General features: G+C 58.5%; 19 protein-coding genes and 6 pseudogenes. 3 read left to right on the plus strand and 22 right to left on the minus strand.

What is annotated here, in order from left to right:
* Positions 1-94: 94 nt before the first annotated feature.
* Complete coding sequence (locus tag N7E01_RS02440) at positions 95-883, minus strand: inositol monophosphatase family protein (protein ID WP_289174518.1); 789 nt, start codon at positions 881-883, stop codon at positions 95-97.
* Between the two features lie 82 nt (positions 884-965).
* On the opposite strand from N7E01_RS02440, the gene N7E01_RS02445 reads away from it, so the two are divergent.
* On the plus strand, positions 966-1757 hold the full coding sequence (locus N7E01_RS02445; RefSeq protein ID WP_289174519.1) for an RNA methyltransferase: 792 nt from the start codon (positions 966-968) through the stop codon (positions 1755-1757).
* A 108-nt stretch (positions 1758-1865) separates the two neighbouring features.
* Here N7E01_RS02445 and N7E01_RS02450 read toward each other — a convergent pair whose 3' ends face one another.
* From N7E01_RS02450 to N7E01_RS02485, 8 genes and pseudogenes are all read right to left on the minus strand, one after another.
* Entirely contained in the window at positions 1866-2699 is an 834-nt protein-coding gene (locus tag N7E01_RS02450; protein WP_434089572.1) for a mechanosensitive ion channel family protein, read from the minus strand.
* Between the two features lie 360 nt (positions 2700-3059).
* Positions 3060-3776: an ABC transporter ATP-binding protein gene (locus N7E01_RS02455; protein WP_289174521.1), complete on the minus strand. Its 717-nt coding sequence runs from the start codon at positions 3774-3776 to the stop codon at positions 3060-3062.
* The gene (locus tag N7E01_RS02460; protein ID WP_289174522.1) at positions 3769-4533 is read right to left on the minus strand and encodes an ABC transporter ATP-binding protein; all 765 of its coding nucleotides are present in this window, start codon (positions 4531-4533) and stop codon (positions 3769-3771) included. Before N7E01_RS02460 ends, N7E01_RS02455 begins: the two co-directional genes overlap by 8 nt.
* A gap of 10 nt (positions 4534-4543) precedes the next feature.
* A pseudogene (locus tag N7E01_RS02465) lies at positions 4544-5544 on the minus strand (branched-chain amino acid ABC transporter permease); the annotation flags it as partial.
* Complete coding sequence (locus tag N7E01_RS02470) at positions 5541-6407, minus strand: branched-chain amino acid ABC transporter permease (RefSeq protein WP_289174523.1); 867 nt, start codon at positions 6405-6407, stop codon at positions 5541-5543. The gene N7E01_RS02470 and the pseudogene N7E01_RS02465, both read right to left, overlap by 4 nt.
* Positions 6408-6547: 140 nt before the next feature.
* Positions 6548-7504: a PDR/VanB family oxidoreductase gene (locus N7E01_RS02475; RefSeq protein ID WP_289174524.1), complete on the minus strand. Its 957-nt coding sequence runs from the start codon at positions 7502-7504 to the stop codon at positions 6548-6550.
* 77 nt (positions 7505-7581) lie between these two features.
* Complete coding sequence (locus N7E01_RS02480) at positions 7582-8634, minus strand: aromatic ring-hydroxylating dioxygenase subunit alpha (RefSeq protein ID WP_289174525.1); 1053 nt, start codon at positions 8632-8634, stop codon at positions 7582-7584.
* 158 nt (positions 8635-8792) lie between these two features.
* Positions 8793-9290, minus strand: a complete 498-nt coding sequence (locus N7E01_RS02485; RefSeq protein WP_289174526.1) for a MarR family winged helix-turn-helix transcriptional regulator — start codon at positions 9288-9290, stop codon at positions 8793-8795.
* A gap of 260 nt (positions 9291-9550) precedes the next feature.
* On the opposite strand from N7E01_RS02485, the pseudogene mutS reads away from it, so the two are divergent.
* Positions 9551-12194 (plus strand): annotated as a pseudogene (mutS, locus tag N7E01_RS02490) (DNA mismatch repair protein MutS).
* A pseudogene (locus N7E01_RS02495) lies at positions 12184-13370 on the plus strand (JmjC domain-containing protein). The pseudogenes mutS and N7E01_RS02495 overlap by 11 nt, the downstream one beginning before the upstream one ends.
* A gap of 50 nt (positions 13371-13420) precedes the next feature.
* Here the strand turns inward: N7E01_RS02495 and bamC are convergent.
* The 13 genes and pseudogenes from bamC to N7E01_RS02560 form a co-directional block, all read right to left on the minus strand.
* A pseudogene (bamC, locus tag N7E01_RS02500) lies at positions 13421-14534 on the minus strand (NlpB/DapX family lipoprotein).
* Positions 14535-14542: 8 nt separating this feature from the next.
* Positions 14543-15445 carry a 4-hydroxy-tetrahydrodipicolinate synthase gene (dapA, locus tag N7E01_RS02505; RefSeq protein WP_289174527.1) on the minus strand — a complete coding sequence of 301 codons (903 nt, stop codon included), beginning with the start codon at positions 15443-15445 and terminating at the stop codon, positions 14543-14545.
* Between the two features lie 84 nt (positions 15446-15529).
* Positions 15530-16183: a site-2 protease family protein gene (locus tag N7E01_RS02510; RefSeq protein ID WP_289174528.1), complete on the minus strand. Its 654-nt coding sequence runs from the start codon at positions 16181-16183 to the stop codon at positions 15530-15532.
* 18 nt (positions 16184-16201) lie between these two features.
* A pseudogene (locus tag N7E01_RS02515) lies at positions 16202-16826 on the minus strand (L-threonylcarbamoyladenylate synthase).
* A 160-nt stretch (positions 16827-16986) separates the two neighbouring features.
* Positions 16987-17907 (minus strand): DNA/RNA non-specific endonuclease, encoded by a 921-nt coding sequence (locus N7E01_RS02520; RefSeq protein ID WP_289174529.1) that lies wholly within the window; start codon positions 17905-17907, stop codon positions 16987-16989.
* Positions 17908-18230: 323 nt separating this feature from the next.
* The gene (locus tag N7E01_RS02525) at positions 18231-19634 is read right to left on the minus strand and encodes a family 1 glycosylhydrolase (RefSeq protein ID WP_289174530.1); all 1404 of its coding nucleotides are present in this window, start codon (positions 19632-19634) and stop codon (positions 18231-18233) included.
* A 211-nt stretch (positions 19635-19845) separates the two neighbouring features.
* Positions 19846-20835, minus strand: coding sequence for a helix-turn-helix domain-containing protein (locus tag N7E01_RS02530; RefSeq protein WP_289174531.1), 990 nt, complete (start codon positions 20833-20835; stop codon positions 19846-19848).
* Between the two features lie 52 nt (positions 20836-20887).
* Positions 20888-21172 carry a transporter gene (locus N7E01_RS02535; protein WP_289174532.1) on the minus strand — a complete coding sequence of 95 codons (285 nt, stop codon included), beginning with the start codon at positions 21170-21172 and terminating at the stop codon, positions 20888-20890.
* 47 nt (positions 21173-21219) lie between these two features.
* Positions 21220-21845 (minus strand): annotated as a pseudogene (locus N7E01_RS02540) (SphA family protein); the annotation flags it as partial.
* Positions 21842-23281: a glycoside hydrolase family 1 protein gene (locus tag N7E01_RS02545; RefSeq protein WP_289174534.1), complete on the minus strand. Its 1440-nt coding sequence runs from the start codon at positions 23279-23281 to the stop codon at positions 21842-21844. The pseudogene N7E01_RS02540 and the gene N7E01_RS02545, both read right to left, overlap by 4 nt.
* A gap of 117 nt (positions 23282-23398) precedes the next feature.
* The gene (locus N7E01_RS02550) at positions 23399-23635 is read right to left on the minus strand and encodes a c-type cytochrome (RefSeq protein WP_289174535.1); all 237 of its coding nucleotides are present in this window, start codon (positions 23633-23635) and stop codon (positions 23399-23401) included.
* Complete coding sequence (locus tag N7E01_RS02555) at positions 23614-24087, minus strand: hypothetical protein (RefSeq protein ID WP_289174536.1); 474 nt, start codon at positions 24085-24087, stop codon at positions 23614-23616. The genes N7E01_RS02550 and N7E01_RS02555 overlap by 22 nt, the downstream gene beginning before the upstream one ends.
* Positions 24088-24169: 82 nt before the next feature.
* Positions 24170-24772 carry a c-type cytochrome gene (locus N7E01_RS02560; protein WP_289174537.1) on the minus strand — a complete coding sequence of 201 codons (603 nt, stop codon included), beginning with the start codon at positions 24770-24772 and terminating at the stop codon, positions 24170-24172.
* Between the last annotated feature and the right edge of the window lie 5 nt (positions 24773-24777).

Genomic DNA, 24777 nt, shown 5'->3' on the forward strand with positions numbered 1-24777 from the left:
AGACAGCGCCGTCTTTGAAGATAAAGGTGCGGGCGGACCCGCTGGTACTACCGTCTATGTCTGAGGTCATGATACGAGAGACTGAAGGGGAAAATCAGGCCTGCAATTGGGCCAGCATTTGTGTGAATATTTTAGGGCTGGCGGCCAGCACACTGCCGGTTTCATACCAGGTTTGCTCACCCTGAAAATCGCCAATCAAGCCACCGGCCTCGAGTACCAGCAGACCACCGGCAGCAAGATCCCAGCGCTTGAGATTGACACCGCAAAAACCGTCAAGACGCCCACAAGCCACATAGGCCAGATCAAGAACTGACGCCCCCATGCGACGCACACTGGCGCAACCGGACAGCATGTTCGAGAAACGCGAATTGGGCGAGACACCACCGCCCGAGTCGGGAACGTAAGCACTGAGCATGGCATCGTGATAGCGCGACAGACCCGAAACGCGCACACGGCGGTCATTCAGGAAGGCGCCGCCGCCACGGCTGGCCGTGAACAATTCGTTGCGCGACGGGTCGTAGATGACCGCGTGCGACACCTGCCCGCGATGCGCCAGGGCAATTGACACGGCATAAACGGGAAAGCCGTGAATAAAGTTACTGGTGCCATCGAGGGGGTCGATGATCCATTGGTACTCGGGCACCTTGCCCTGGGTTTCGGCTCCGGCGTGCTCGCCGGACTCTTCACCCAGAAACGCGTGATCAGGGTAAGCCGTTTTAAGCATGTCGATAATGGCGGCTTCGACGCTTTGGTCGACTTCCGTGACATAATCTTTGGGCCCCTTGCGCGCCACCTGCAACCGTTCGAGGTCGAGACTTGCCCGGTTGATCATGGAGCCGGCGCGACGTGCCGCCTTGATGGCGGTATTGAGCATGGGGTGCATAGAGATCCGTAAATAACAAAAACTGAAACAGGCTTGATTATAGTTAACCGCCTATTTTAGTTGATAGAAGCCATTCCCTGAAATGACAGATTTATTCAACCGCGCCCGCTTCATCATGGTGCACCCCAGCCACCCTGGTAATGTCGGTGCCGCCGCACGGGCCATCAAGACCATGGGCTTTCGTGAACTTTGTCTGGTCGCACCGCGTTTTGACAACGTCACCGACATGCCCGAAGCACAGGCGTTGGCCAGCGGGGCCACCGACGTGCTGGCCTCGGTGCAGATTGTCGACACCCTGGCACAGGCACTGGCACCCGTCACCCTGGCCTTTGCCATGACGGCACGCGAACGGGTACTGGGGCCTCCCACCTGCGATATTCGCGACGCAGCGACACTCAGCCACCAGCACCTGATCGACCACAGCGAAGGCCGTGTGGCCATTGTGCTGGGTACCGAGCGTTCGGGCCTGACCAACGAAGACATTGCGCAGTGCCAGCGCATTTGCCACATTCCGGCCAACCCCGAGTACAGTTCGCTGAACGTGGCCCAGGCGCTGCAACTGGCCGCCTGGGAATTACGCTATGCACTGGGTACGTTCAACACTGTTTCCGCTAAAACAGCCGAGAGTGCCGAACTTAAAAAAGACGAAGGTGCCGAACGGGCCTCGAATGAAAAAATACAGGCGTTTCTGGCTCACTGGCAAGAAGCCCTGATCGAGATCCAGTTTCTGAACCTGGCCTACCCGAAAAAGCTGATACCCCGCATGCAACATCTATTTTCCCGGGCCGACCTGACCAACGACGAAGTGGACATGATGCGGGGCGTGTGTACCGCCATGATCAAGGCCGCCAAAGGGCAACTGCGGCCCTCTTGATTAAACGAGCTGATTTGACGCCTTGGTGAGCTGGAATAACCGCACGCTGTGTCGTCGTTAAAAAGCGGCATCAGGATGTCGTGCCGACACCGCCCGGCCTCGGCAGGATCAGCCTGTTGCAAGCACCGGTGGCACCGCAGGCAATTCGATACCTGCCTGCACAAGGACTTGCTGCGCACGGCGATTCATATCATTTTGCAAGTCGAACCAATTGCCGGCTTCTGCCCAGGCCCGAACCGTGATGACCATGGCGTAATCGCGCTGGGAAGAGACCATGACAGCGGGTGCGGGGTCGGCCAATGCCAGCTCGTGACCTTGAACCATGTCGTTCAGGACCGCCAGGGCACGGTCGATATCCTGACCGTACGGTACAAGCACCTGCGCCTCGGCACGACGGATTTGATGACGACTGAGATTCAGAATGGCGTTACCCCAGATCAGGCTGTTGGGCAAGGTAATGTAGGTACCGTCAAACTGTTTGAGCCGCGTCAGGAAAAGACCGACTTCATCGACCGTGCCATCGGCCTTGCCGACAATGGATACCGACTCGCCGGCCCGCAACGGGCGCAAGGCCAGCAACATAATACCGGCAGCGATGTTCTGCAACGTACCCTGCAACGCCAGACCAATGGCCAGCCCGGCAGCACCCAGAACCGCGATGATACTGGCCGTCTGTACGCCCAGACGAGCCAGAACGGCAATAAGAACGACCACACGCACCGCCCACACGGCAACCGAGCGCGCCATGGGGACAATGGTCGGATCGATACGCGGCGACGCGTTGGCCACACGACGCACCAGGCGCCCCAACCAGTTTGAAATTGTCCAGCCAACAATAAGCAATACCAGCGCAATGACGAGATCAAACGCGATCGCGCCAAAGCCCGTTACGGCCCACTCAAGAAATGTATTGATTCCGGTTTCGGTCATGGTTTCCTTCAGAGTTACATACAGAGCGCACAAAGGCAGGGTTATCCACGGCAATTGTGGACAAGTTCATTGATAACCTGGTAGTTAGTGAAAATACATGAAATGGATCAAGGCACTAGCCTTGGCGCATGATTTTCGACCATATTAACAAGCAGTTATCCACGAAAAATGTGGACAACTCCATGGACAAGCTTTTGATTACAGCAAAATATCATTACACAACAACGATCTGCAATCCAGGTGTCAAAATTGACCAGCCGGGATAAAAAACCTGTGACGCGCATTCACGCGACACAGGTATAAACCGGATCTTGTTAAATCTGGAACCCAATGGCGCCGCCCATGGGGCAGCACCCTTCGGTACTCAGGTCATCAAGCCACCGCCACCAGCCGATCGAGCAACTCGGGGTTGGCCAACAACTCCTGGCTGGGTGACTGATGCACAATCTGGCCTCGGTCGAGCACGATGGCCCGGCCAGCCAGGCCCAAGGCCATACGGGCATGCTGCTCGACAATAATGACAGTCATGCCGCTTTCTTCCACAAGCCGGCGAATCACCCCGAGTAATTCCTGAACAATGATGGGGGCCAGCCCTTCCATGGGTTCATCAAGCAGCAGCATCGTGGGGTTCAGCATAAGAGCCCGGGCAATGGCCACCATTTGCTGCTCGCCACCCGACAATTGATTGCCCATGTTGCCACGGCGCTCTTCGAGGCGAGGAAACAGATCGTAGACCTTTTTGACATCCCACTCACCGGATCGGGCTACTACAGTGAGGTGCTCTTCCACCGTTAGCGACGGATACATATGGCGCTCTTGCGGTACCCAGCCCATGCCGTCTTGCGCACGCTTGTAGGTGGGCACGCGTGTGACGTCAGCCCCTTTCCAGCGAACCGAGCCGGCATGCATCTGTGTCAAACCCAGCATGGTCAGCAGCAGGGTCGACTTGCCCACGCCATTGCGTCCCAGCAAGGCCAGAGTCTCACCTTCATTCAGCGTGAGGGAAATGTTCTCGAGAATGACCGATTCACCATAGCCCGCCCTGACGTTATCAAGGGCCAGCAGTTCTTTGCCACCAGAATTACTCATGCTCAGCCTCTCCGAGATAGACTTCCTTGACACGACGGTCATTAGCGATTTCTTCGGGGGTGCCTTCGGTAAACACCTTGCCACCGACCAGTACAGTGATGCGCTCGGCGAACCGGAATACCAGGCTCATGTCGTGCTCGATGAACACAATCGTGACGTCGCGCGGCAACTGTGAGATCACTTCGAACAATTCCTGACTTTCCGCCTGTGGAATGCCGGCGGCCGGCTCGTCGAGCAGCAAGACTTTAGGCCTGGTAGCCAGCGCCAGCGCAATTTCAACCAGACGTTGTTTGCCGTACGGCAGATTACGTGTACGGGTGTTGGCCTCCTGACCCAGACGCAAGGTTTGCAACAGTTGCATGGCCTCGTCAATCAGTGCCGTTTGTTTTTCAACGGTTTTGTACCATTGACCCGACAACCCCTCGCGCTCACTGATGGCCAGCACGACAGATTCAAGAACCGTCAGACCGGCGAAAAGGGTATTGATCTGGAACGTGCGCGTCATACCCAGTTTGACGCGCTCGTGCTGGGGCAAATCAGTAATGTCGCGATCACCGAAAAACACCTTGCCACTGGTTGACTTGAGCGCGCCGGTCAGCATGTTGATATACGTGGTTTTACCGGCACCGTTGGGGCCGATAAGGGCATGGCGTGCCCCAGGCTTGAATTCAAGCGTGACATCGCTGTTGGCCTTGAACGTGCCCCAGATCTTGGTCAGGCCTTCCGTTCGCAGCGTTGTGTTTTGTGATGTGCTCATGAACGCCCCCTGCCAGACGCTCGCGACGGCGCTCAAGCATGTTTTCAATAGACCCCAGAATACCGCCACGACCCACCATAACGATAACGATCAACAGCAGACCCAGCCAGAACTGCCAGTACACCGGATTAATGTCAGAAATATAGTGGTGAGCAAACATGAACACGGCAGCACCGATAAGCGCACCATACAGGCGCCCCGTTCCCCCAGTACCAGCACGATCATCAGATCGGCCGAACGCACAAACCCGAGGGCATCCAGGCTGACGAACTGCGTGGTTTGAGCCAGCAACGCACCCGCAACACCGGCCATGGCGGCACTGACGGTATAAATGGCAACAAGACGACGATCAACATTGACGCCGATGGCCGGCATGCGTTTGGCCCCTTCCCGAATGCCAATCAGACTTAACCCGAAGGTTGAGCTGACGATACGCCGTGCCAGCAGGAACATGAGAAACAGTACGACAAAACTATAGAAAAAACCGGTTTTTCCATACAAGTCAATTTCGAAAAGACCCAGAACCGGCCAGGTTTCGATACCCCACAACCCATCGGCACCACCAGTGAAATCGGTTGCCTTGTTGGCAATTTCGTAGAGCATCAAACCGATACCCAGGGTGACCATCAACTGGGTCAATTCGTGGCCTCGCACCACCAGGAAACTGGTGATATAGCCCAGCAATGCCGCCAGCGCTGCCGAGATCAACAAGGCGCTGACAGGTTCGCCCCAGCCGTAGCGAGCCGACAGCAAGCCAGAGGTATAGGCCCCCAGACCAAAGAAGGCGGCATGACCCAGCGACACGATGCCGGCGTATCCCACGATCAGGTCGAGCGACAGTGCAAACAGCGCCAAAATCATGATTTGACTGACCAGCACGAGATGATTCGGGAACAGGAAATAAGCGACGAACGGCAACACCCAGAACAGGTATTCCAGCTTGTGCCAGCGATCGTTCGGCACCCGCGGCGCGGGCAGGTTGTCGATAATTGAAAGTGACTTCAGATTCATGTGCGCCTCGAGATAAGCCCGGATGGGAACAACAGCAGCAGGACCACCATCATGCCGTAGATGACAAACGCCCCTACTTGCGGCACATAGTATTTACCGGCGACATCAAAAATACCCAGCAAGATCGCAGCCAGCAACGGCCCCTTGATGGTGCCTGCACCGCCAACCGCCACCACGATAAGGAAGTACACCATGTACTTGAGCGGGAATGTAGGGTCGAGCCCCAGCACGTCGATACCCAGACCGCCACCCAGCCCGGCCATGCCGGAGCCCAGCGCAAACGTGAGACTGAACACACGGTTTACATTGATACCCATGCCCGCCGACGCCTGCTGATTATCGACCGAAGCGCGGATCATGGCCCCAAAACGGGTTTGCTCGATGATCAGGCCCAATGCGATCGTGACCAGGACCACTACACCAATCAGAAACAGGCGATAGACACCCAGACCGATACCGAAGACGGACACTTGCCCCTTGAGGAAGTCAGGCAAGAATACGGGCTGCTGCGTAGGACCCCAGACAAAGGTCGCGGCGGCAATGACCATGAACACCAGACCAATCGAAAACAGCACCTGGTCAAGCGCACTGGCACGATACAGGCGCTGATACAGCGTGCGTTCAAGCACAAACCCCGCAACGGCAGCGGCAATGAATGCAATGGGCAGCGTCGCCAAAAACGGCACGCCCATGCGGTTCATGAGCTCTACGCAAACGTAACCCCCAAGCATGGCAAACGCGCCATGGGCCAGATTGACGAAATTCATCAGACCCATGGTGATGGAAAGACCAACACTGATAAGAAACAGCAATGCGCCGAAAGCAATACCATCGAAAAGGACACCGACCAGATTGCTTAACATGGCGGCCTCCGGAACGGCGAGGCGGGTGATGACACGGGGTCACCCTGCGGGACATGACGCATAAAAGAGCTCCTCGGGTTGATCTTTGATTTTGAAATTTTTGCCCCGGGTAGAACCGGGGCCGAAGAGAAAAACCAGACTTACAGGTCGAGCACCAGAACCGGTGTCTTGGCGCGTGAACAGCACGGCAGCATCTGATCGTTGGCCGCCTGCTCGTCTTCAGTCAGGTACATATCGCGGTGCTCGGGAACACCCTCGAGAACACGGGTAAGGCACGTGCCACACACCCCTTCTTCGCAGGAAACCGGCACGAAAACGCCGTTTTCTTCCAGAACCTGGGTAATGCTTTTATCGGCAGGGACGTCAAGCATGGCACCGGTGCTGGCGATCTTGACCTGGAACGACTGATCACCACTGGTATCGATTTCGGCAGCGCCGAAGTATTCGAAGTGGATATGACTGCTGGACCAACCGGCTTCTTTGGCCGTATTGACAACGAAATCAATAAAACCAGTGGGGCCGCAGACATAAAGATGGGTACTGTCGGATGGGCCTGCAACCAGCGCCTTGAGGTTCAATTTCTGGGCATCGTCGCCACTGTCGTAGTGGAAATGGACACGATCAACAAAGCTGGAGGCCTGGATGTCTTTCTGGAATGCGGTACGCTCGGGTGAACGCGTGCAGTAATGCATTTCGAAGTCGGCGCTGGTTTGCGCCAGGCGGCGCGCCATGCACAAAATAGGAGTGACGCCGATACCGCCCGCCAGAAGCAGGCTTCGCTGTGCAGGAACCAGCTCGAAGTGATTCTTGGGCGTGCTGATTTGCAGCACATCACCCACATTGACCTTGTCGTGAATGGCCACTGAGCCACCGCGTGACTCAGGGTCTTTCAGTACGCCAATGACGTAACGGTGCTGCTCGGCGGCGTCGTTGAGCAAAGAATACTGACGCGTGATACCACCGGGCAAATTAACGTCGATGTGTGCGCCGGCGCTGAATGACGGCAAGTGTTTGCCATCGGCACTGGCCAGCTCGAGGCTGACGATATCGATGGCTTCAACAACTTTACTGACAACTTTTACGGATAATTGAGTCATTTTGTGTACACAGTTGGTTTACCCACGCGCGGTGAGCGACGGTTAAGGCCGCCAGCACACCGCTTGCGGGCACGCAATCAGGTGTTGACGGCAGCTGAGTTTTCTTCTTTTTCGGCCTTGACCAGGCGGTCGAGAACACGTCTGGATTGTACGCCACCTGCATCGATATTCAGCATCAGCAAACGGCGTTCAGGCCACGATTCGAGGTTGCGTTGCTGGGCTTCCAGAACGTCAAGATCTTGACCAAAAATGCGACCCTGACCTTCGCGAATGCGCTTGGTCAGTTCAGCATCGTCGGCCTTGAAGTTGCGCGCCATACCCCAGAAATACCAGTGTGAACTTTCCGTTTCGGGGGTGATGAAGTCAACTACGACGGATCGAACCCGGTTGGATGGGTCGGCGTCTTTGCCTCCGGTACCGGACAACGCCACGCCCACATCGATAAGAATGTGGCTGGGCGGCGTGAATCGGGAAATTTGCCAGCGATCGACATGGGCATTTTCATCCAGGCCATTTTCACGCATGGCGGCAGCCCAGAACGGGGGTGCCTTGATGTTGTCCATATACCGGCTGGTAATGACCTCGTTGCCCTCAACCGAAGTTTCCACCGGCGTTTCGTCGATTTCGTCCTGGCCGATACTGTCGGAATGGACGTAGGTCTCGTGAGTCAGATCCATCAGGTTGTCAATCATGAGGCGGTAGTCACAGTTGATGTGATACAGACCGCCACCATAGGCCCATTCTTTGCTTTCGGCCCATTCCAGCACAGGCAACAAGGATTCGTCGGCCTTGGCCGGATCGCCTGGCCAAACCCAGATGAAGCCGTATTTTTCAATGACCGGGAAACTTTTAACACACGGAAAACCGCCCACACGCTGCATAGGCATGGAAACGGTCTTGCCATCGCTGCCCATGGCCAAGCCGTGATAACCGCACACGAGATTGCCGTTTTCGACGTAACCCAATGACAACGCAGCACCCCGGTGTGGACAGAAGTCCTCAACCGCACAGGCCTTGCCTTCAGGACCACGATAAAACGCGATGCGCTCGCCGCAGATCTGGCGACCCAGCGGCTTGGTGTCGATTTCATCAGGGGTGGCAGCAACGTACCAGGTATTTTTCAGGAACATGATGACCTCTTGCGGAGTAAAGAATGCGCACTGTATTGCACCGGAATGACACAGATTCAGTACACTGAATGTTGTGTAAATTTTACTCCTTGGCAAAATTCATACAACAAGGGTTTACCCTAAATCCAGAAAATCAACCAAAGGGGAAAGCAGAACAATCAACGATCTTTCGGCGGTGCAAAGGGCGCGCGGCTCTGGAGATTGTTGACGTGCACCAGCTTCTTGAGCAGCACCATGAACTGGGTTTCCTCGGCCTCGGAGAAGCCGGCGAAAAGACGATGATGCAGGCGATCAATGCCCGACTCGACCTGATGAAGCAAGGTGCGCCCTTCGTCAGTAAGATGCAAGGCACGCTGACGCCGGTTACGCGCATCGACATGGCGCGTCAACAAACCTTTTTCCTCGAGCCGCGTTGCCACACTGGCTGCCGTAGATGTATCCATGGCCACCAGGCCCGCCAGCGATACCTGATCAATTCCAGGATGCTCGCGCAGGGTACGCAAAATGGCATATTGAACCGGCGTTACCAATTGCCCCATTTCGTCATGAAAAATTGACGCTGCAATTTGATGGGCACGACGCAACAAGTGGCCCGGCTGAATATACAAATCGGTGGGCTGACTGTCGGAATGCGGCTCAAGGCTGGGCTGGTTCATGCGCAAATCTGCAAAAGGTTGAGGGTGGTACAAGCAAACCAGCATCATACCAAGTAGACACGCCGCACCTCAGTGTCTGTTGGCGTGATAAGGGTGCAGGGCAGGATAAAATCGGTATCGCCGCGACACGCCATGGTCTGTTGGATCGATCGCCACGATGATCGGCCTGATTCATAACCCTGCGGATTGCGACACCACCCTGCCCTCTTTCCGAATCTTGCAGCCTCTTGCGCTGCACAACATTATTATCGAATCTGCTGATGTCCAAAACCGAGATTGCAAACTCCGGCCACACCCCCATGATGCAGCAGTACCTTCGCCTGAAAGCGCAGGCTGGCGCGCATCTGCTGTTCTACCGGATGGGCGATTTCTATGAAATGTTCTACGACGACGCCGAACGCGCGGCCCGGCTGCTGAATCTGACGCTGACCAAACGCGGCACATCGAACGGCGCCCCCATCCCCATGGCGGGTGTACCCTTTCACGCCATGGAAGGGTATCTGGCACGATTGGTCGCGCTGGGGGAATCCATCGCTATCTGCGAGCAAGTGGGCGACCCGGCCACCAGCAAGGGGCCGGTCGAGCGCCAGATTGTCCGTATCGTCACGCCCGGCACGCTGACTGACGAGGCCTTGCTGCCTGCCAAAGCCGACCGCCTTATCGCCGCCGCATGGGTGACGAAACAGGGCAAAACACACACTGCGGCGCTGGCATGGATGAATCTGGCGAACGGTCAGTTCGCCGTTTCGGAATGCACACCCGAACTGCTGGACACCGAATTGCACCGGGTCGCACCCGCCGAACTGATCTGCCCTGAAGGTCAGAACCTGTCATTGAACGACGGTACCCCCGTTCGACACCTGCCCGACTGGCATTTCGAAAAAGACAGCGCCCGCAGTACGTTGCTGAGCCATTTCGGTACCGACTCGCTGGCCGGATTTGACCTGGCCGAGACCAGCCCGTGCATCGGCGCTGCCGGTGCCCTGCTGTACTACGTGCGCCAGACGCAAAGCCAGGCACTCAGCCACATCCAAGGCATACGGGTCGACCGCCCCGGCCAGTATGTGGTGCTCGACCCGGTAACGCGGAAAAACCTGGAACTGACTGAAACCTTGTCGGGCGAAGCCGGCCCTACCCTGTTTTCAACGCTGGACCATTGCCAGACCCCGATGGGCAGCCGGCTGCTGCGCCACTGGCTGCACCACCCGTTGCGCGACAATGCGCCGGTCCTTGAACGCCAGGGCATCATTACGTGCCTGCTGTCGACTGCGGTCACGCAAGACGCCTTCAGCGTCAACCCGCTGTTTGCCCTGCGACAAGTGCTGCGAAATTTTCCCGACGTCGAGCGTATTGCCACCCGTATCGCCTTGCGATCGGTTCGCCCACGTGAACTGGCCAGCCTGCGCGATGCCCTGCACCTGTTGCCGGAACTGGCCCGCCATCTTCTGGGTGCATTCACCCTGACCCTGCGCTGTCGCAACAAGCGGAACAGCTGCATTTACCGCCTGATCTTGCCCGCACGCTTGATACGGCAATCGCCCAGGAGCCTGCCGTCATGGTGCGTGACGGCGGTGTGATTGCCACTGGCTACGACGACGAGCTCGACGAGCTGCGGCGTCTGGCTGCCGACAATGGCGACTTCCTGCTGACGCTGGAAGCCCAGGAACGCGAACGCACCGGTATCGCCAATCTGCGCGTTGAATTCAATCGCGTGCATGGGTTTTTCATTGAAGTGAGCAAGGGACAAACGGACAAAGTGCCCGACGACTACCGGCGTCGGCAAACGCTGAAAAATGTCGAGCGCTACATCACACCTGAACTGAAAACCTGGGAAGACAAGGTGCTGTCGGCCAAAGATCGCAGCCTGGCCCGCGAAAAATACCTGTTCGAACAGCTGCTCGATACCCTGGCAGGCAGTGTGCCCCTCTTGTCGGCCTGTGCCAGTGCCCTTGCACAGATTGATGCACTTGCCGCGTTGGCCGAGCATGCGCAATCCAGCCAATGGGTAGCCCCCACCCTGTCCGACACAGCCGAGATTCACATCGAACAGGGGCGTCATCCGGTTGTCGAGCACAGCATCGAACGCTTCATTCCCAATGACTGCTCCTTGATACTACCCGGCGCATGCTGCTGATTACAGGCCCGAACATGGGCGGAAAATCAACCTACATGCGCCAGGTGGCGCTGATTGTGCTGCTGGCTCGTATCGGCAGCTTTGTGCCGGCTACCGCAGCCACCATTGGCCAGATTGATCGCATCTTCACGCGCATTGGCGCCGCCGATGACCTGGCTGGCGGGCGCTCGACCTTCATGATGGAAATGACAGAGGCCGCCGCCATCCTGGCCGCCAGCACACCGTACAGCCTGGTGCTCATGGACGAAATTGGCCGGGGTACCTCGACCTATGACGGCCTGGCACTGGCCTGGGCCATCGCCTACCGTCTGCTGACCTACAACCAGGCCCTGACGCTGTTTGCCACCCACTACTTCGAAATCACCCGCTTGCCCAACGAAGTTCCGCACGCCCTGAATGTCCATCTGGCCGCAGCAGAATCGCCGTCAGGCATTGTGTTTCTGCATGAAGTCCAACCCGGGCCAGCCAGCCGCAGCTACGGTATTCAAGTGGCCCAACGCGCCGGGATCCCTGCTGCAGTCATCCGGCATGCCGGTAAAGAACTGGCGCGACTGGAAGCCGCCGGCGGGGCAACACCACAGCTCGACCTGTTTTCCAACCTGGCTGAGGCTGACCCTTTACCCAATGTGCCCTCGAATCCGGTACCGGCCAACGCCCCTGCTCTGGAACAACTGCGCGACACCCTTGAGCAGGTCAACCCGGATACACTGACACCCCGCGAAGCCCTCGAGCTGATCTATACCTTGCGATCCCGACTCCATGAACATTGACCTTCCCCTTGCCTTGCTGGGCAACATCAGCCCCGCCGATTTCATGCGCGACTACTGGCAGCGCAAGCCCTTGCTGATCCGGCAAGCCATCCCCGGTTTCAAGCCCTCGCTATCCATTGCCGACATCAAGGACCTGGTCAAGCGCGAGGAAGTTGAGTCACGCCTGATCTGGCACGATGATGAAGGCTGGCACATGAAGACCGGCCCGTTCAACCGCTTGCCCGGCGCGCGCAAACCCGACTGGACAATCCTGGCCCAGAACGTTGATGCGCACGATGACAACATGGCCGCCCTGATGCACCAGTTCCGGTTCATCAGCGATGCCCGCCTTGATGACGCCATGATCAGTATCGCCACCGAAGGTGGTGGTGTCGGCCCGCACTTTGACAGCTACGATGTATTCCTTCTGCAAGCCGCAGGACAGCGTCGCTGGCGTATCAGCACACAAGACGACCTTTCACTCGTGCCCGGGTTGCCGCTCAAAATCCTGGCCAACTTCCAGGCTGAACAAGAGTTTGTGCTGGAGCCGGGCGATATGCTTTACCTGCCGCCGCATGTGGCCCACGACGGCGTAGCACAGGGCGACTGCATGACGATTTCGATCGGGTTCCGGGCACCCACAACGGGCGCTCTGGCACGCGGCCTGCTGGATGCGGCCGGCGACCAGATCATGGCTCGTCTGGGTGATGACAGCGGCCTGTACGCCAACCCGCCACTGCCAGGCCCTGTGCTTGCGGATGCCTACAAAGACCGGGGGCTATAGCTACAACACACCCGGCGCAGTTGCCAGACGGCCTGATTGATGCGGCCCTGGCAGCAGTGCAGCGCGTGGCGTTCACGCCCGAATTGGCCGAGCGTTTTCTGGGCCAATGGCTCACCGAGCCATCACGGGCGGCCTGGTTTGAGCCCGGCGATCACAGCCTGGACTTGGTCGACGGCGTGCCATCGCAAGGGCGTTTCGTGCTTGATCGCTGTACCCGCATGATGTACCGGGGCACCAGCCTGTTCATCAATGGGGAAGTGGCCCCGCTGCAGGCCGAAGACTGGTTGAAACGCCTGGCCGACGAACGCGGGCTGACCGCTTCTGAAGTGAACCGTGCCCAACCTGCGGACGAAGCACTGGACATGCTGACGGCCTGGCTGGATGACGGCTGGCTTCAGTATCTGCCCGACTGACCCTGCACCACCTGTGTGCCGGCCTTGTCGGCCGGCACACAGGGCACGGTTTACATATTGCTGGACAACACGTTGATGATGCGTTTGGCCGTATCGGAGTTGTCTTGCTGGCCGTTGGCATCGAGCACGGTCACGACCGAGCTGCTACCCTGGTCGGCCACACGGATACGGAATGTGCGGGGTTCGGACGTACCCTTGCCACCAAACATCCGCTGGAACACGTTGGGCTGCTCGATTTTCTGACCCGTGTCGGTATCGAGGTAACGGACGTAATAATCGCCCGCCGAACGATCGCGGTCTTCGACATAGAAGCCGGCCGAATCGATAGCCACGCCAACACGACGCCACGCACGATCGAAGGGCTCGGCCAGCGCAAGCACAGCCTGGCCGGAAACCGCCGGTTCGATCACCGGAGAGCCGGGCTGTTTCTGTGCTGCAGTGACTTTAGCCTGAGCCGTCTGGATATCGGTACCCAGGAAGACCATCAGACGGGCCAGCATGGCCGCATTCAGGTTGGGATCTTCTTTGCCAGCCACCCATTTCCAGCCCGAGTTGTCGGCCGTACCGGTTTCAACCATTTGCTGGTGACTGATATAGACCTCGGTTTTACCATTGACGCGCTCGATACGGGTACGGAAACGTTCACGCTCGCCGCTGTCGAAAACCTGGTCAAAAATGGCACCCAGCGCCGTTTTGATCCAGCCTTCGGGAATCTTGGCGCGGTTTTCAGCCCAATCGGTAACGATCATGCCGGCCTTGGGGTCTTGAGTCTGGATCGTGAAACCTTGTTCACCCCAGAACTCGATGATTTGCGGGTAAACCTGTTCGGCGGGACGATTGACCACCAACCAGCGCATTTCACCGTCACGCACAACATTGACGTCATCAACGGACGGCAAAATGTTTTGCACCCCGTGCTGGACCCACGGTCTTGCTGCGCTGCGGCGTACTGGCTGAATGTGGTGGTTCCTTCCGGCGCGCGATAACGGGCGTCCTGGTTGGCCTGGGTAAGGTCGGGGGAATACTGAGCGGATCACCGGCAACCGTACTGCGGTACTTGACAGAATCTTCGGTGCCCATGATTTGATTCAACTGGGAACAGCCCGAGAGCAAAACCACGCCCACACCAAGGGTAAGGGCGGAAAAGCGTTTATTTAAGCGCATCTTGATCATTAAATTAAGCCCACGTCTTTTAAAGCGTTACGCACCACGACATGGTACTGCTCGTTTAAGGGAGTTAAAGGTAGACGACACCCCGATTGAACCAGACCCATTTCGGCCATGGCCCACTTTACGGGAATTGGATTGGCTTCGACGAACAATACCTTGTTGAGCTGGGCCAGGCGCCCGTTGAGCTCGCGGACACGGGCAACGTCACCACCAAGCGCCGCGCTGCACAAATCATGCATGAGACGTGGCGCCACATTGGCGGTGACCGAGATGTTGCCACGCGCACCCAGCAAGATAAGCGCAGCTGCAGTGGCGTCGTCGCCACTGAAGACCTGAAAGGCCTCGGGTTTGTGATGCAGCAGCCAGCCGCCACGAGCAATGTCACCCGTAGCGTCTTTGATACCAATGATGCCGGGCACCTGTGCCAGACGCAACACAGTATCGTTGCTCATGTCCGCAACCGTACGGCCCGGCACGTTATACAAAATGGACGGTAAATCAACCGCTTCGGCAATCGTACGAAAGTGACGGTACATGCCTTCCTGAGTGGGCCTGTTGTAATACGGCACCACCGACAAACCCGCCTGGGCACCCGCCTTGAGAGCGTACTCGGACAACTCAATGGCTTCTGCCGTAGAGTTGCCGCCCACACCGGCAATGACCGGAATGCGCCCTGCCGCATGCGTTACCGCGACACGGATAAGTTCGGCGTGCTCTTCCATACTGACGGTGGGTGATTCCCCGGAGGTACCCACGACGACCAGCGCATCGGTACCCTCTTGCACGTGCCAATCGATAAGTTTGCGATACGCCGGCAGATCGAGACTGCCATCAGGAAGCATCGGGGTGGCCAGAGCCACCATGCTGCCCTGAAACGCGGGCATCGCCGTTTCGGTACTGACCATAATGAGAATAGACTCCGAGAATTCAAGATAACGCTAAAGTTTAACGGATTAGCCGTAAAACAGATATTGCCCGCTGCCGGTTTTTTAAAGAAACAAACGCACAATGCCTTGCCCGAACAACAGCAGCGGCTGCAACAACACCCAAAGCGCACCCGTCAGCATCAAAACAATAAGAATCAGCATGCCATAGGGCTCGATTCGCTGGTATTGCCACGCCATGCGGTCGGGCAACAGACTGAAGACAACGCGACCGCCATCAAGCGGTGGCAAAGGCAGCAGGTTCAGCGCCATCAGCACCAGATTGACATTAATGCCGGCGAAGGCCATTTGCACCCAGAAATCAGTCGGGCTCATACCCGACGAAATGAACAGCTTCAACGACAGTGTCCACAAGATAGCCATGACAAGATTTGACCCCGGGCCAGCCAGCGCCACCCAAAGCATGTCACGCTTGGGATGACGCAACCGCCCCCAGTCGACGGGAACCGGTTTGGCCCAGCCGAACAACATGCCGGCCCCCATCATTTTGGTCGTGAACAGCAGGAACAGCGGTACGGCAATCGTACCGATGGGATCAATGTGTTTAATGGGGTTCAGGGTGACGCGCCCCAATTGCCAGGCGGTCGGGTCGCCAAACATGCGGGCGACATACCCGTGCGCCGCTTCATGCAAGGTGATGCCGAACAGCACCGGCAAAGCATAAACTGTGATGGTCTGAATAAGGGAGTCAAAACCCATGAAAATAGTCCGCTGGGGTTAATCAAGACCGAGGCTGGCCAGGTTACCCTGCCCCCGGCGCAAAACAACAGGCTCAGAACCGGTCAGGTCAATAACCGTCGTGGGCTCGAGAGGGCATGCACCGCCATCGATGACGGCAGCCAGAGCGTGTCCATAACGTTCAAGGATTTCTTCAGCGTCGTTCAGGGGCAGCTCTTCGCCCTCCGGAATAAGCGTGGTGGAGATGAGCGGCGCGCCGGCCTGAGCCAGCAGTTCAAGGGCAACGGGGTTATCGGGCACCCGGATACCGATGGTTTTACGCGACGGATGCGAGACCCGTCGCGGCACTTCACGCGTGGCCTCAAGGATGAACGTCCAGGGACCTGGCGTTGCCATTTTCAGGAAACGGTACTGGCGATTGTCGACCCGGGCAAACTGGCCGATTTCAGCCAGATCACGGCACAACAACGTCAGATGATGACGTTCATCAAGCCCCGGATACGCCGTAGGGCGTCGGCCGCCGACTTGTCATCCAGATGCGCCACAACGGCATAGCTGGAGTCTGTCGGCAGGGCGACCAACCCCCTTTTTCGATCAGCTGACTGGCTTGCTTGAGCAAGCGGGGTTGAGGATTTTGCGGGTGAACAGTGAATAATTGGGCCATGGACGTTACGCATAAAGGTTTAGGCACACATAGTAAGCGATTGGCGCCTGCCAGCCCAAAGTGTAAGGGCTGACACCCCTTGGCGCAAAGCCACAGCAAGCGGCTCCGGAAGAAGACGTTCAACAGGCTGAATACCCTGCGTCAGACCTTCATGTTACTCCTACCGCTCCGGTAAAACCCGCACGCCAGACCTGGCCACAAAGCTTTCATAGCTGATCGGCGGACCGGCCTTCGCTGTCGGGCTGTTCTCCTGGAAATGCACCCATGACCGGCCGGTCGTCGCATCGTAGACAACCTTGAACAAGTGTGTTGGCACAGCCACCCGGCCCTCTCCGATACGTTTCGGCCGATTGCCATACACCGGTCCGGTAAAGACATACACATCGCCCTTGGCACGCATGATGTACTTGCGGGTGTCCTGCTCGATTTTTGACCAGGCCCCCGAATTGTGACGCTGATCCTGCGGAACCATATTAGCCAGGCTGAAGCTTTGCGCCATGGCCTCAGGGGTATGCATGTCGGCTGCCGGCGCCATATGACCGCGTGAATAACCCGAACCCCGATAGTCATCCAGGTCCGCTCGCTCTGATACTGGCAATCGCGCTTCCGGATAAAAGCGGTCTTTTCGCTCAAGGGTCTTCGCCTGCTCCAGCATCCGACGATTAAGGCGCTGGGCAACAAACACCGGCGCCTTGGCCTGGCCGCTGTGCAAGATGGCGAATGAGGAAAAACACAGTTCGCGCAACCCCGGTGCTGCGGGTACCGCTGGCGGCTTGCCCGGGAAAAACTCCGGGCAGTCTTTGAATGAGGTCTGGATCCACTGCGCATCCCCGGGCTTTGGCACCGACTCCGGCGCTGATGCAACACCTGACAGGAAAGAGTCCGCAAACAGGGTCAGGTCAAAATGCTCGAACCGGGTCAGGTCAAAACTTGCCAGCCGGGCCAGTTCAGCCAGCTTCGGATTGAAAAAAGCGCTGAAAAAAATGAAAGATGCCGCCGTTGAAAACAGAAGTGTTCGCAGGGACAATCGACCGTGTGGTTTTCTGCGGGTGCTGCGTTTGGACGTTCTACGTGTTGCCATGGGGCGGCATTCTAAACGACCGCTGCCACTTGCGCCGTTACCTCAAGCCGAACCTACCAACGCCACCTGACCTGCTTGCAGGGTTGGCTTTATATAACAAAAACGGGTTTCGGCAAATTACACGAAACCCGTTCAAAATCTGGGGTGACCGATGGGGCTCGAACCCACGACAACCGGAATCACAATCTTGCTTCCCATAAATAGACAGAAACTGAAACGCAGCTAAATCAATGACTTGCAGCGGTAGCCACCCTTTATATAGCTGCGTTTTAGTGCCTATTTTGGCCTACTTCGGTCAAGATTTGGTCAATGGATTACCACCCTTAAGCCGGTCCGTTGAGCCGGATGCACTTGGCATAGTACTCGAGGCTGCGCTTGGGGATGCGTTTCAGTGAGGGCTGGTCGATGTGTATCAGGCCGAAGTGCTTGCGCAGGCCCAGCACCCATTCCCAATTGTCCGTCGAAGACCAATAGAACATCCCCTTCAGCTTGACGCCTTGCTGGTAGGCGTCGTGGGCGGCCCGGATATATCCTTGCATGTACTTGATGCGCAAGGGGTCGTTCACCCATCCATCCTTGGGAGCTTCTTCGGCCACGGGAAAGCCGAACTCCGTGGCGATGATGTCGGGTGCATCGTAGTCTTTGTGAGCTTTTAGCAGCACCTTGGTATACGTGTCGGGGTCATAGGGCAGTTCATCGGTTCGTTCGAGCTCGGCGGGCGGCTCAACCAGCGCGATACCCACCGGAGAATCAGGGTCGGCCTTGACGAACGACCGGGAGTAGAAGTTCAAGCCGAAGAAATCGGGCTTGACCGCAATGGCCTCCATATCGCCGTTCTGAATATAGGGTTCCACCAGCGGCAGGACCAAAGAAGGATACCCGCGACCATAAGCCGGCGCGGGAACCGCCTCGTTCCATAGAACATCCATGAAGCGTGCGGCTGCCACGTCTTCGGCGCTGCCAGAGGGGGCTTCGAACGGCATGATGTTGAAGGCGGATGAAACCCGTGTGCCAGAGGACGTGTTTGCCCGGACGGCCGTCAGCGCCCTGCCGTGTGCAAGGTTGACATGATGGAGGGCCGCCCCCAAGTAGCGCCGGGATCGGTAGCCCGGAGCGAAAATGCCTTGACCATAGCCAAAGATGGGAATGATGCCGGGCTCGTTGAACAGCAGCCAGGTCTTGGCCCGGTCGCCCACCAGGCGCGCCATGATTTCGGCGTAGTCCCCCATTCTGCGGCTGATGTCGCGATCCAGAAAATCGCCGGCCCATAACGGGATGTCCCAATGGAACAAGGTCGGAACAGGCTCCAGGCCATGCTCCAGCATGGCGTCGATCATGCGATCGTAGTGATCCAGGCCCCGCATATTGGGAGCGTCCGGGGATTCGGGCTGCACTCGCGACCAGGCAAAAGAAAACCGAAACGCCTTTACGCCGGAAGCCTGCAGCAGTTTGAATTCGTCCAGATAGCGGGAGTCGAATTCGGTATTGCGCACGTTGTTCGTGCCGTCCGCAGAGCCGCCGATGTTGTCGATGAAGACGTCCCAATTGCTACGTCCGCGATTGGCGCGGCTTTCCGATTCGGGCGCCGAGGTTGCCACGCCCCACAAGAAGTCTTGGCCAAAGGTCGGCTCTTTGGCCCAGGCAAAACGCGGCAGTATCGTGGCCGCGGTCGTAGCGCCCATTCCTTTGAGGAAGGCGCGGCGGGAGATCGGAAGTACAGACATCATTCGCTCGTCGTAGGAAGGTGAGGAAGCCGGAGCTCCATGAGATGCATACGAAATGAAGCGCCCCGGCTTTCGTGGAGGGCGTCATGGGTCGGATTCATCTCTAATCTGGAGCGCTTTTCTCCCAAGAGCCTTTTTGACGGCAGCATCATCCGGCTTGCATCCTGTTTGGGACGTCCATACATCCGGATGCGCGAACCGGCTAAACAATGCGCTAGTCGTCGGCAGGCGGGATGCACGTAGCGATGTAGCGATGAAACAGGATGGAGGAAGAGCCCGTGTCGCGCGGCATGGCCTTTTGCAGGCCGCGCAATTCTTTTGGGGCAACGCCGAACCTATCGTGAAAGAAACGCGAAAAATGCGATCGGCTCGAGAAGCCACATTTATAGGCAAGCTCCTTCAGAGACAGCCTCTGGCCGTCCTTGTGCAGGATCATGCGATACGCCAGATCCAGACGTTTGTCCCTGATCAGCCGCGCCACGCCCTTGTCAGACTGGAACGTGCGGTATAGATGCGAGTGCGACAGCCTGAAGTGATGCATGATGGACTCGGGCCCGAGTGAGGGGTCCGAAAGATGGCGGTCGATGTATTCGAGGATGCGCTGCCGCATCGAGAGGTTGATCGCCATGCATTGCTCGTGTGTCAAGGTGGCTCCGCTAAGCGCCGCTTTTACGAGCATCATCAGCGATTCACCCACGCCCGGCATGGCGTGGGCCTCCATGTCGTCGAGCAGCCCATCGAGCGACACGATGAAATCGAACAGCAGCCGGTTGGTGGGTACATTGCCCCGCAGCACCACGCCGTGCAGGTTCCGTGTTGTCCAGTTTTGGCCGATGTCTTTGCGAGGGATGACGAGAGTAATCCTGGCGCCGGCTTCCTTCAGGCTGATCAATGGACGCGCAAGGTCCAGGATGAACATGTCGCCGGGCTGGGCGAGCAGATCTTTGCCGGCGAAATCACCCCGGTATTCTCCGGCGAGAATCAGTTGCAGCAAGTAGAAATCCAGATCCGTCTGAGTGATTAGGTTGAACGTCGTGTTGCCCAGCACCATGTTGCCGAACAGGCGCGAGCGCACCGATCCCGATATGCCTTCGTCGCCCGCGGGCGTGATTTCATACAGCAGGGATGACGTCTCGCGCCAGAAATCGTCACGTATCGATTCCTCGACCATGTCGGTCGAGATGTAGAAACCACCTTCCATCATGTTTTCTCCGGCAGCGAATCAAACGGTTGAACGACGCGTTAAGCTGCATGATTCAATCATGAAAGGGCAGCGATAGCGTCAGGTAGACGGCGGTGCCTTCGACACGGTTCCGGGTATTGAACTCACGCAAAACCTTCAAGCGCGCCTGGATGGGTGTGTTTTCCCACTTGAATGCATGGCTGGCCGTGAGCCCAAGGGCGGCCGTGCGTCCGCGAAATCCGCCAAGCACCGCGCCGTCTCCGCTGTCATCGCTGATCTGCTGATGATAATAGCCGATGGCGCCCAGGGTGGTGCCAGGGCCGGCGATGTCGCGGGAGACCGCGGCTCCAGGTGCCACTCTGTGCCGGTTCGGTAATTCGTCTTCGGGTTGTTGCCGTTGAAAGTCACGCCGACCACGCCGGATATGTCCCAGCCTACGGCGGGGTCGTACCAGTCCCGGCCATGTACACGTCGGCGCCCCAGCGATGAAAGGCGATGTTCGACATGGAGTTCCCTCGATAATGTCCGGCGGGCACGTTGACCATGCCGACAAGGCTCCAGTGATAGGATCCGTTTTGCCACCCCAATGTGCCGGTGACGACCGGATCGCCCAGGGCCGTCACGCGGCTGGTGGTGTCGCCGGCGTAAGGGCCGAGCACCAGATCGGCATCGATGTACTGATGGCCGTAAGGCAGGGTCAGCCCCAGTGCCAGCCGGCCGTCCAGCAACTTGTACGGTGTGGACCAGACCAGGGTCGGCAGATTGATCAGAGCCTGTGCTTTGAGGCCGACGGCCACCTGGCCGCCGGTGGGCAGGGATTGCGATGCGTCCGCCCGCGCCGTGTAGTAGTAGACGTCGTTCTGCAGATACAAGCCGGGCGCGGGCACGACGCCGGCCATCGGGCCCTTGGACCCCAGCAGATAGAAGCTGCTGCCGTTTTCCGAGGCGAGGGCTTGCGTGCCCGTCAGCGACAGTGCCGCGCTGAAGGCCAGCGCGGCTAACCACGATTTTTGCTTGACGCGCTGCTTCATGCCACGCCGTTCATCTTGATGCACTTCGCGTAATAGGCCAGGCTGGCCTTGGGTGTGCGCTTCTGTGTGGCGCGATCCACCTGGATCAGCCCGAAGGTTTTGGTGAAGCCCATGGCCCACTCCCAATTGTCCGTGGCGGCCCAGTAGAAAACGCCGCGCAGCTTGACGCCCTGATCGACGGCCTGATGCGCCGCCTGTAAATAAGACCGCAGATAAGTGCTGCGCTTGGGGTCCTGCACAACCCAGTCCACGGGCTGGGGATCTTCCAGTGGGAAGCCCGTCTCAGTGACGTAGATGTCGGGGGCGCCGTATTCGGTGTGAATGCGAAGCAGTATCTCGGTAAGGCCGTCGGGCTCGACCGGCAGCATCTGCGTGGGGATGAGTTTATTGGGGAAATGATCGACTAGCGGCATGAAGCCGAGGGGCGACCCGGCCGCCGCCTGAGCATAGACGCGCGCGTAGTAATTGACTCCGAGGCAGTCGGGCCGCGCCGCGATGTTCTCCATGTCGCCGGCTTTGACAAATGGTTCGACCAGCGTGCGCACTTTTTCGGGATAATCGCGGCCGAACAAGGGGTCCAGCCATGCGCCGTTCCAGAAAGCTTCGGCCATTTCGGCGGCTTGCGCGTCCTCGGGCGAGTCGGTCGCAGGACGTGCCGATTGACAGTTGATGGTGGTGGAAACCCGAGCGTCCTTGGGCAGGTTGGCGCGGGCCGCCGCTATCATCAGGCCCTGGGCCAGATTCTGGTGATGCACCGCCGCGCCCGTTGCTTGCATCGACGCCAGGCCCGGCGCATGAATGCCCAGGGCATAGCCGGCGGCCGCCACGGTGTTCGGTTCATTCAGCGCCAGCCACAGTCCAATGCGGTCGCCGAAGCGGCGTGTCAATATGTCGGCATAGTCGGCCAGACGATGGGTGATGTCGCGGTCGCGCAGGTCGCCCACCCAGGTGGGCATGTCCCAATGGCACATGGTGGCTGCCGGCTTCATGCCTCGACTCAGCATTTCGTCGATGATGCGGTCGTACAGCGCCATCCCCGCTTCGTTGGGTTTGCCGGGCCCGTCCGGCTGGATGCGCGGCCATGCGAAGGAGAATCGGAATGCATTCACACCGGCGGCGGCCAGCATGGCGAAATCCTCGGCGTAGTGGGTTTCGAAGGCCGTATTGACGGCGTTTGTCGAGCCATCGAGAATGTGCCCTTTTTGGTCGGCGAAGTCATCCCAGTTGCTGCGGCCCCGGCCCTGGCGGCTTTCCACCTGCGAAGCCGACGAGGCCACGCCCCATAAAAAGCCGTCGGAGAAGGTTTTCTGCTCGGCGAACGCGGTGGCTGGAAGCCCGGCCAGCATGCCCGAAGCGCCGGCCAGCTTGATGAAATTCCTGCGTGAAATAGATGGAGCTTGCATGTCGATGTCCCTGAGGAAACTGTCGAAGGCCATGGCTCCGGCAGATTCTTATTGCTTGATTTCTCAAAAGAAGACCGATGGTTACCGATTTACCACGGCTTTCCAATAGCAATGGGACAAAAGCGTTATGGATAGGGGAGGTATCCGCCCTTATTTTTTCCGCAGCCTGCCTACCGTCTTGGCGGATATGTCGGCCGGCTGTCCGCCCCATTGTCCGCGAGCCCAGTTGGACAATTGCGCGATCTGCTCGTCGCTGAGCTGCTCGGCGAATCCGGGCATGGCGTACATGCGTTCATTGCCCGCAAAAGCTTGCGTGGGTATGCCTTCCAGCACGACCTTGATGAAGTTGAACGCATCGCTGTTGCTCAGGGCAGCGTTGCCCTGCATGGCGGGGGCAAGGTGGGGATGCCCTCGCCGGCCATGCCGTGGCAGCCTGCGCATGCGGATATATATTGCAGCCGGCCCGTGGCCGGGCCAGGCGCGGTTGGCGTGTCGGTATGGGCGCCGCCCTCCTTCGCGCGTGCGTGGGCGTCGACTGCGGCCGATATCGGCGCTGCGGCCGCGGTTGCCGCCCGGCCGTCGGCCCCGGTAAGCAGGTAGGTCGCCATCGCCTGCACGTCCTGCGCTTTCAGTTCGCTGGTGGAGGCATGGGTAACGGTGTACATGCCGCCAAATGAAGTACCTTGCGGCGACACGCCGGTACGCAGGAAGCGCGTGAGCGTGTCGACTGTATAGCCTTGTCGGGCCAGGGTGGCGGCGCGTATGTCCGGGGCCTGCAGGCCGTCGATGACGGCGCCCTCGAAATGGCGCGAGAAGTTCGTGCCCATCATGAAGTTCATGGGCGTATGGCAGGCCGCGCAGTGGCCCGCTCCTTCCACTAGGTAGGCGCCGCGGGTCCATAGGGCCGATTGTTCGCCGACATCATCGCCAGTGGCCGCCGGCAGGCGGCGCGGCCAGGCCCTCGATGCCTTCTCGCTTGGGAAAGTTCAGGAGATTCCAGAAGTTCATGGCGCCGCGCACCGGCAGCACATAGACGCCGGTGTTGGGCTGGTTGGGCACTGCCAGGGGCGGAATGGTCTGGAGGTAGGCGTACAGCGCGTCGGCGTCCCCGGGCGTGATGCGGTGCAGGAATACATAAGGCATGGCCGGGTACAGGTTACGCCCGTCCCGCGCCACGCCGTCGCGCAGGGCGCGGTGGAAATCGGCCCGAGTGTAGCGGCCGATGCCATGCACAGGGTCCGGCGTAATGTTGGTGGAATGCAGCGTGCCGAATGGCGTCCCGATGGCGACGCCGCCGGCCGCCAGCGGCCCTTGCGGGGTGGAGTGGCAGCCGAAGCAATCGGCCGCGGCGGCCATCTCGCGCCCGCGCGGCAGCAACTGCCGCATGTCGTCGACGCTGAGCGGCTGCTCGACATCCGCGCCCACGCTGGAGCTGCGGAAGAACCCCAGGTACACAGCCAGCATCAGCAGGGCAAGCAGCAAGAGCACGGCCCAGAGCGCGCGGCGCATTCGGTGCGATGTCATGGCAC

This window comes from Neopusillimonas aromaticivorans, from assembly GCF_030344915.1.
GTDB lineage: Bacteria > Pseudomonadota > Gammaproteobacteria > Burkholderiales > Burkholderiaceae_B > Neopusillimonas > Neopusillimonas aromaticivorans.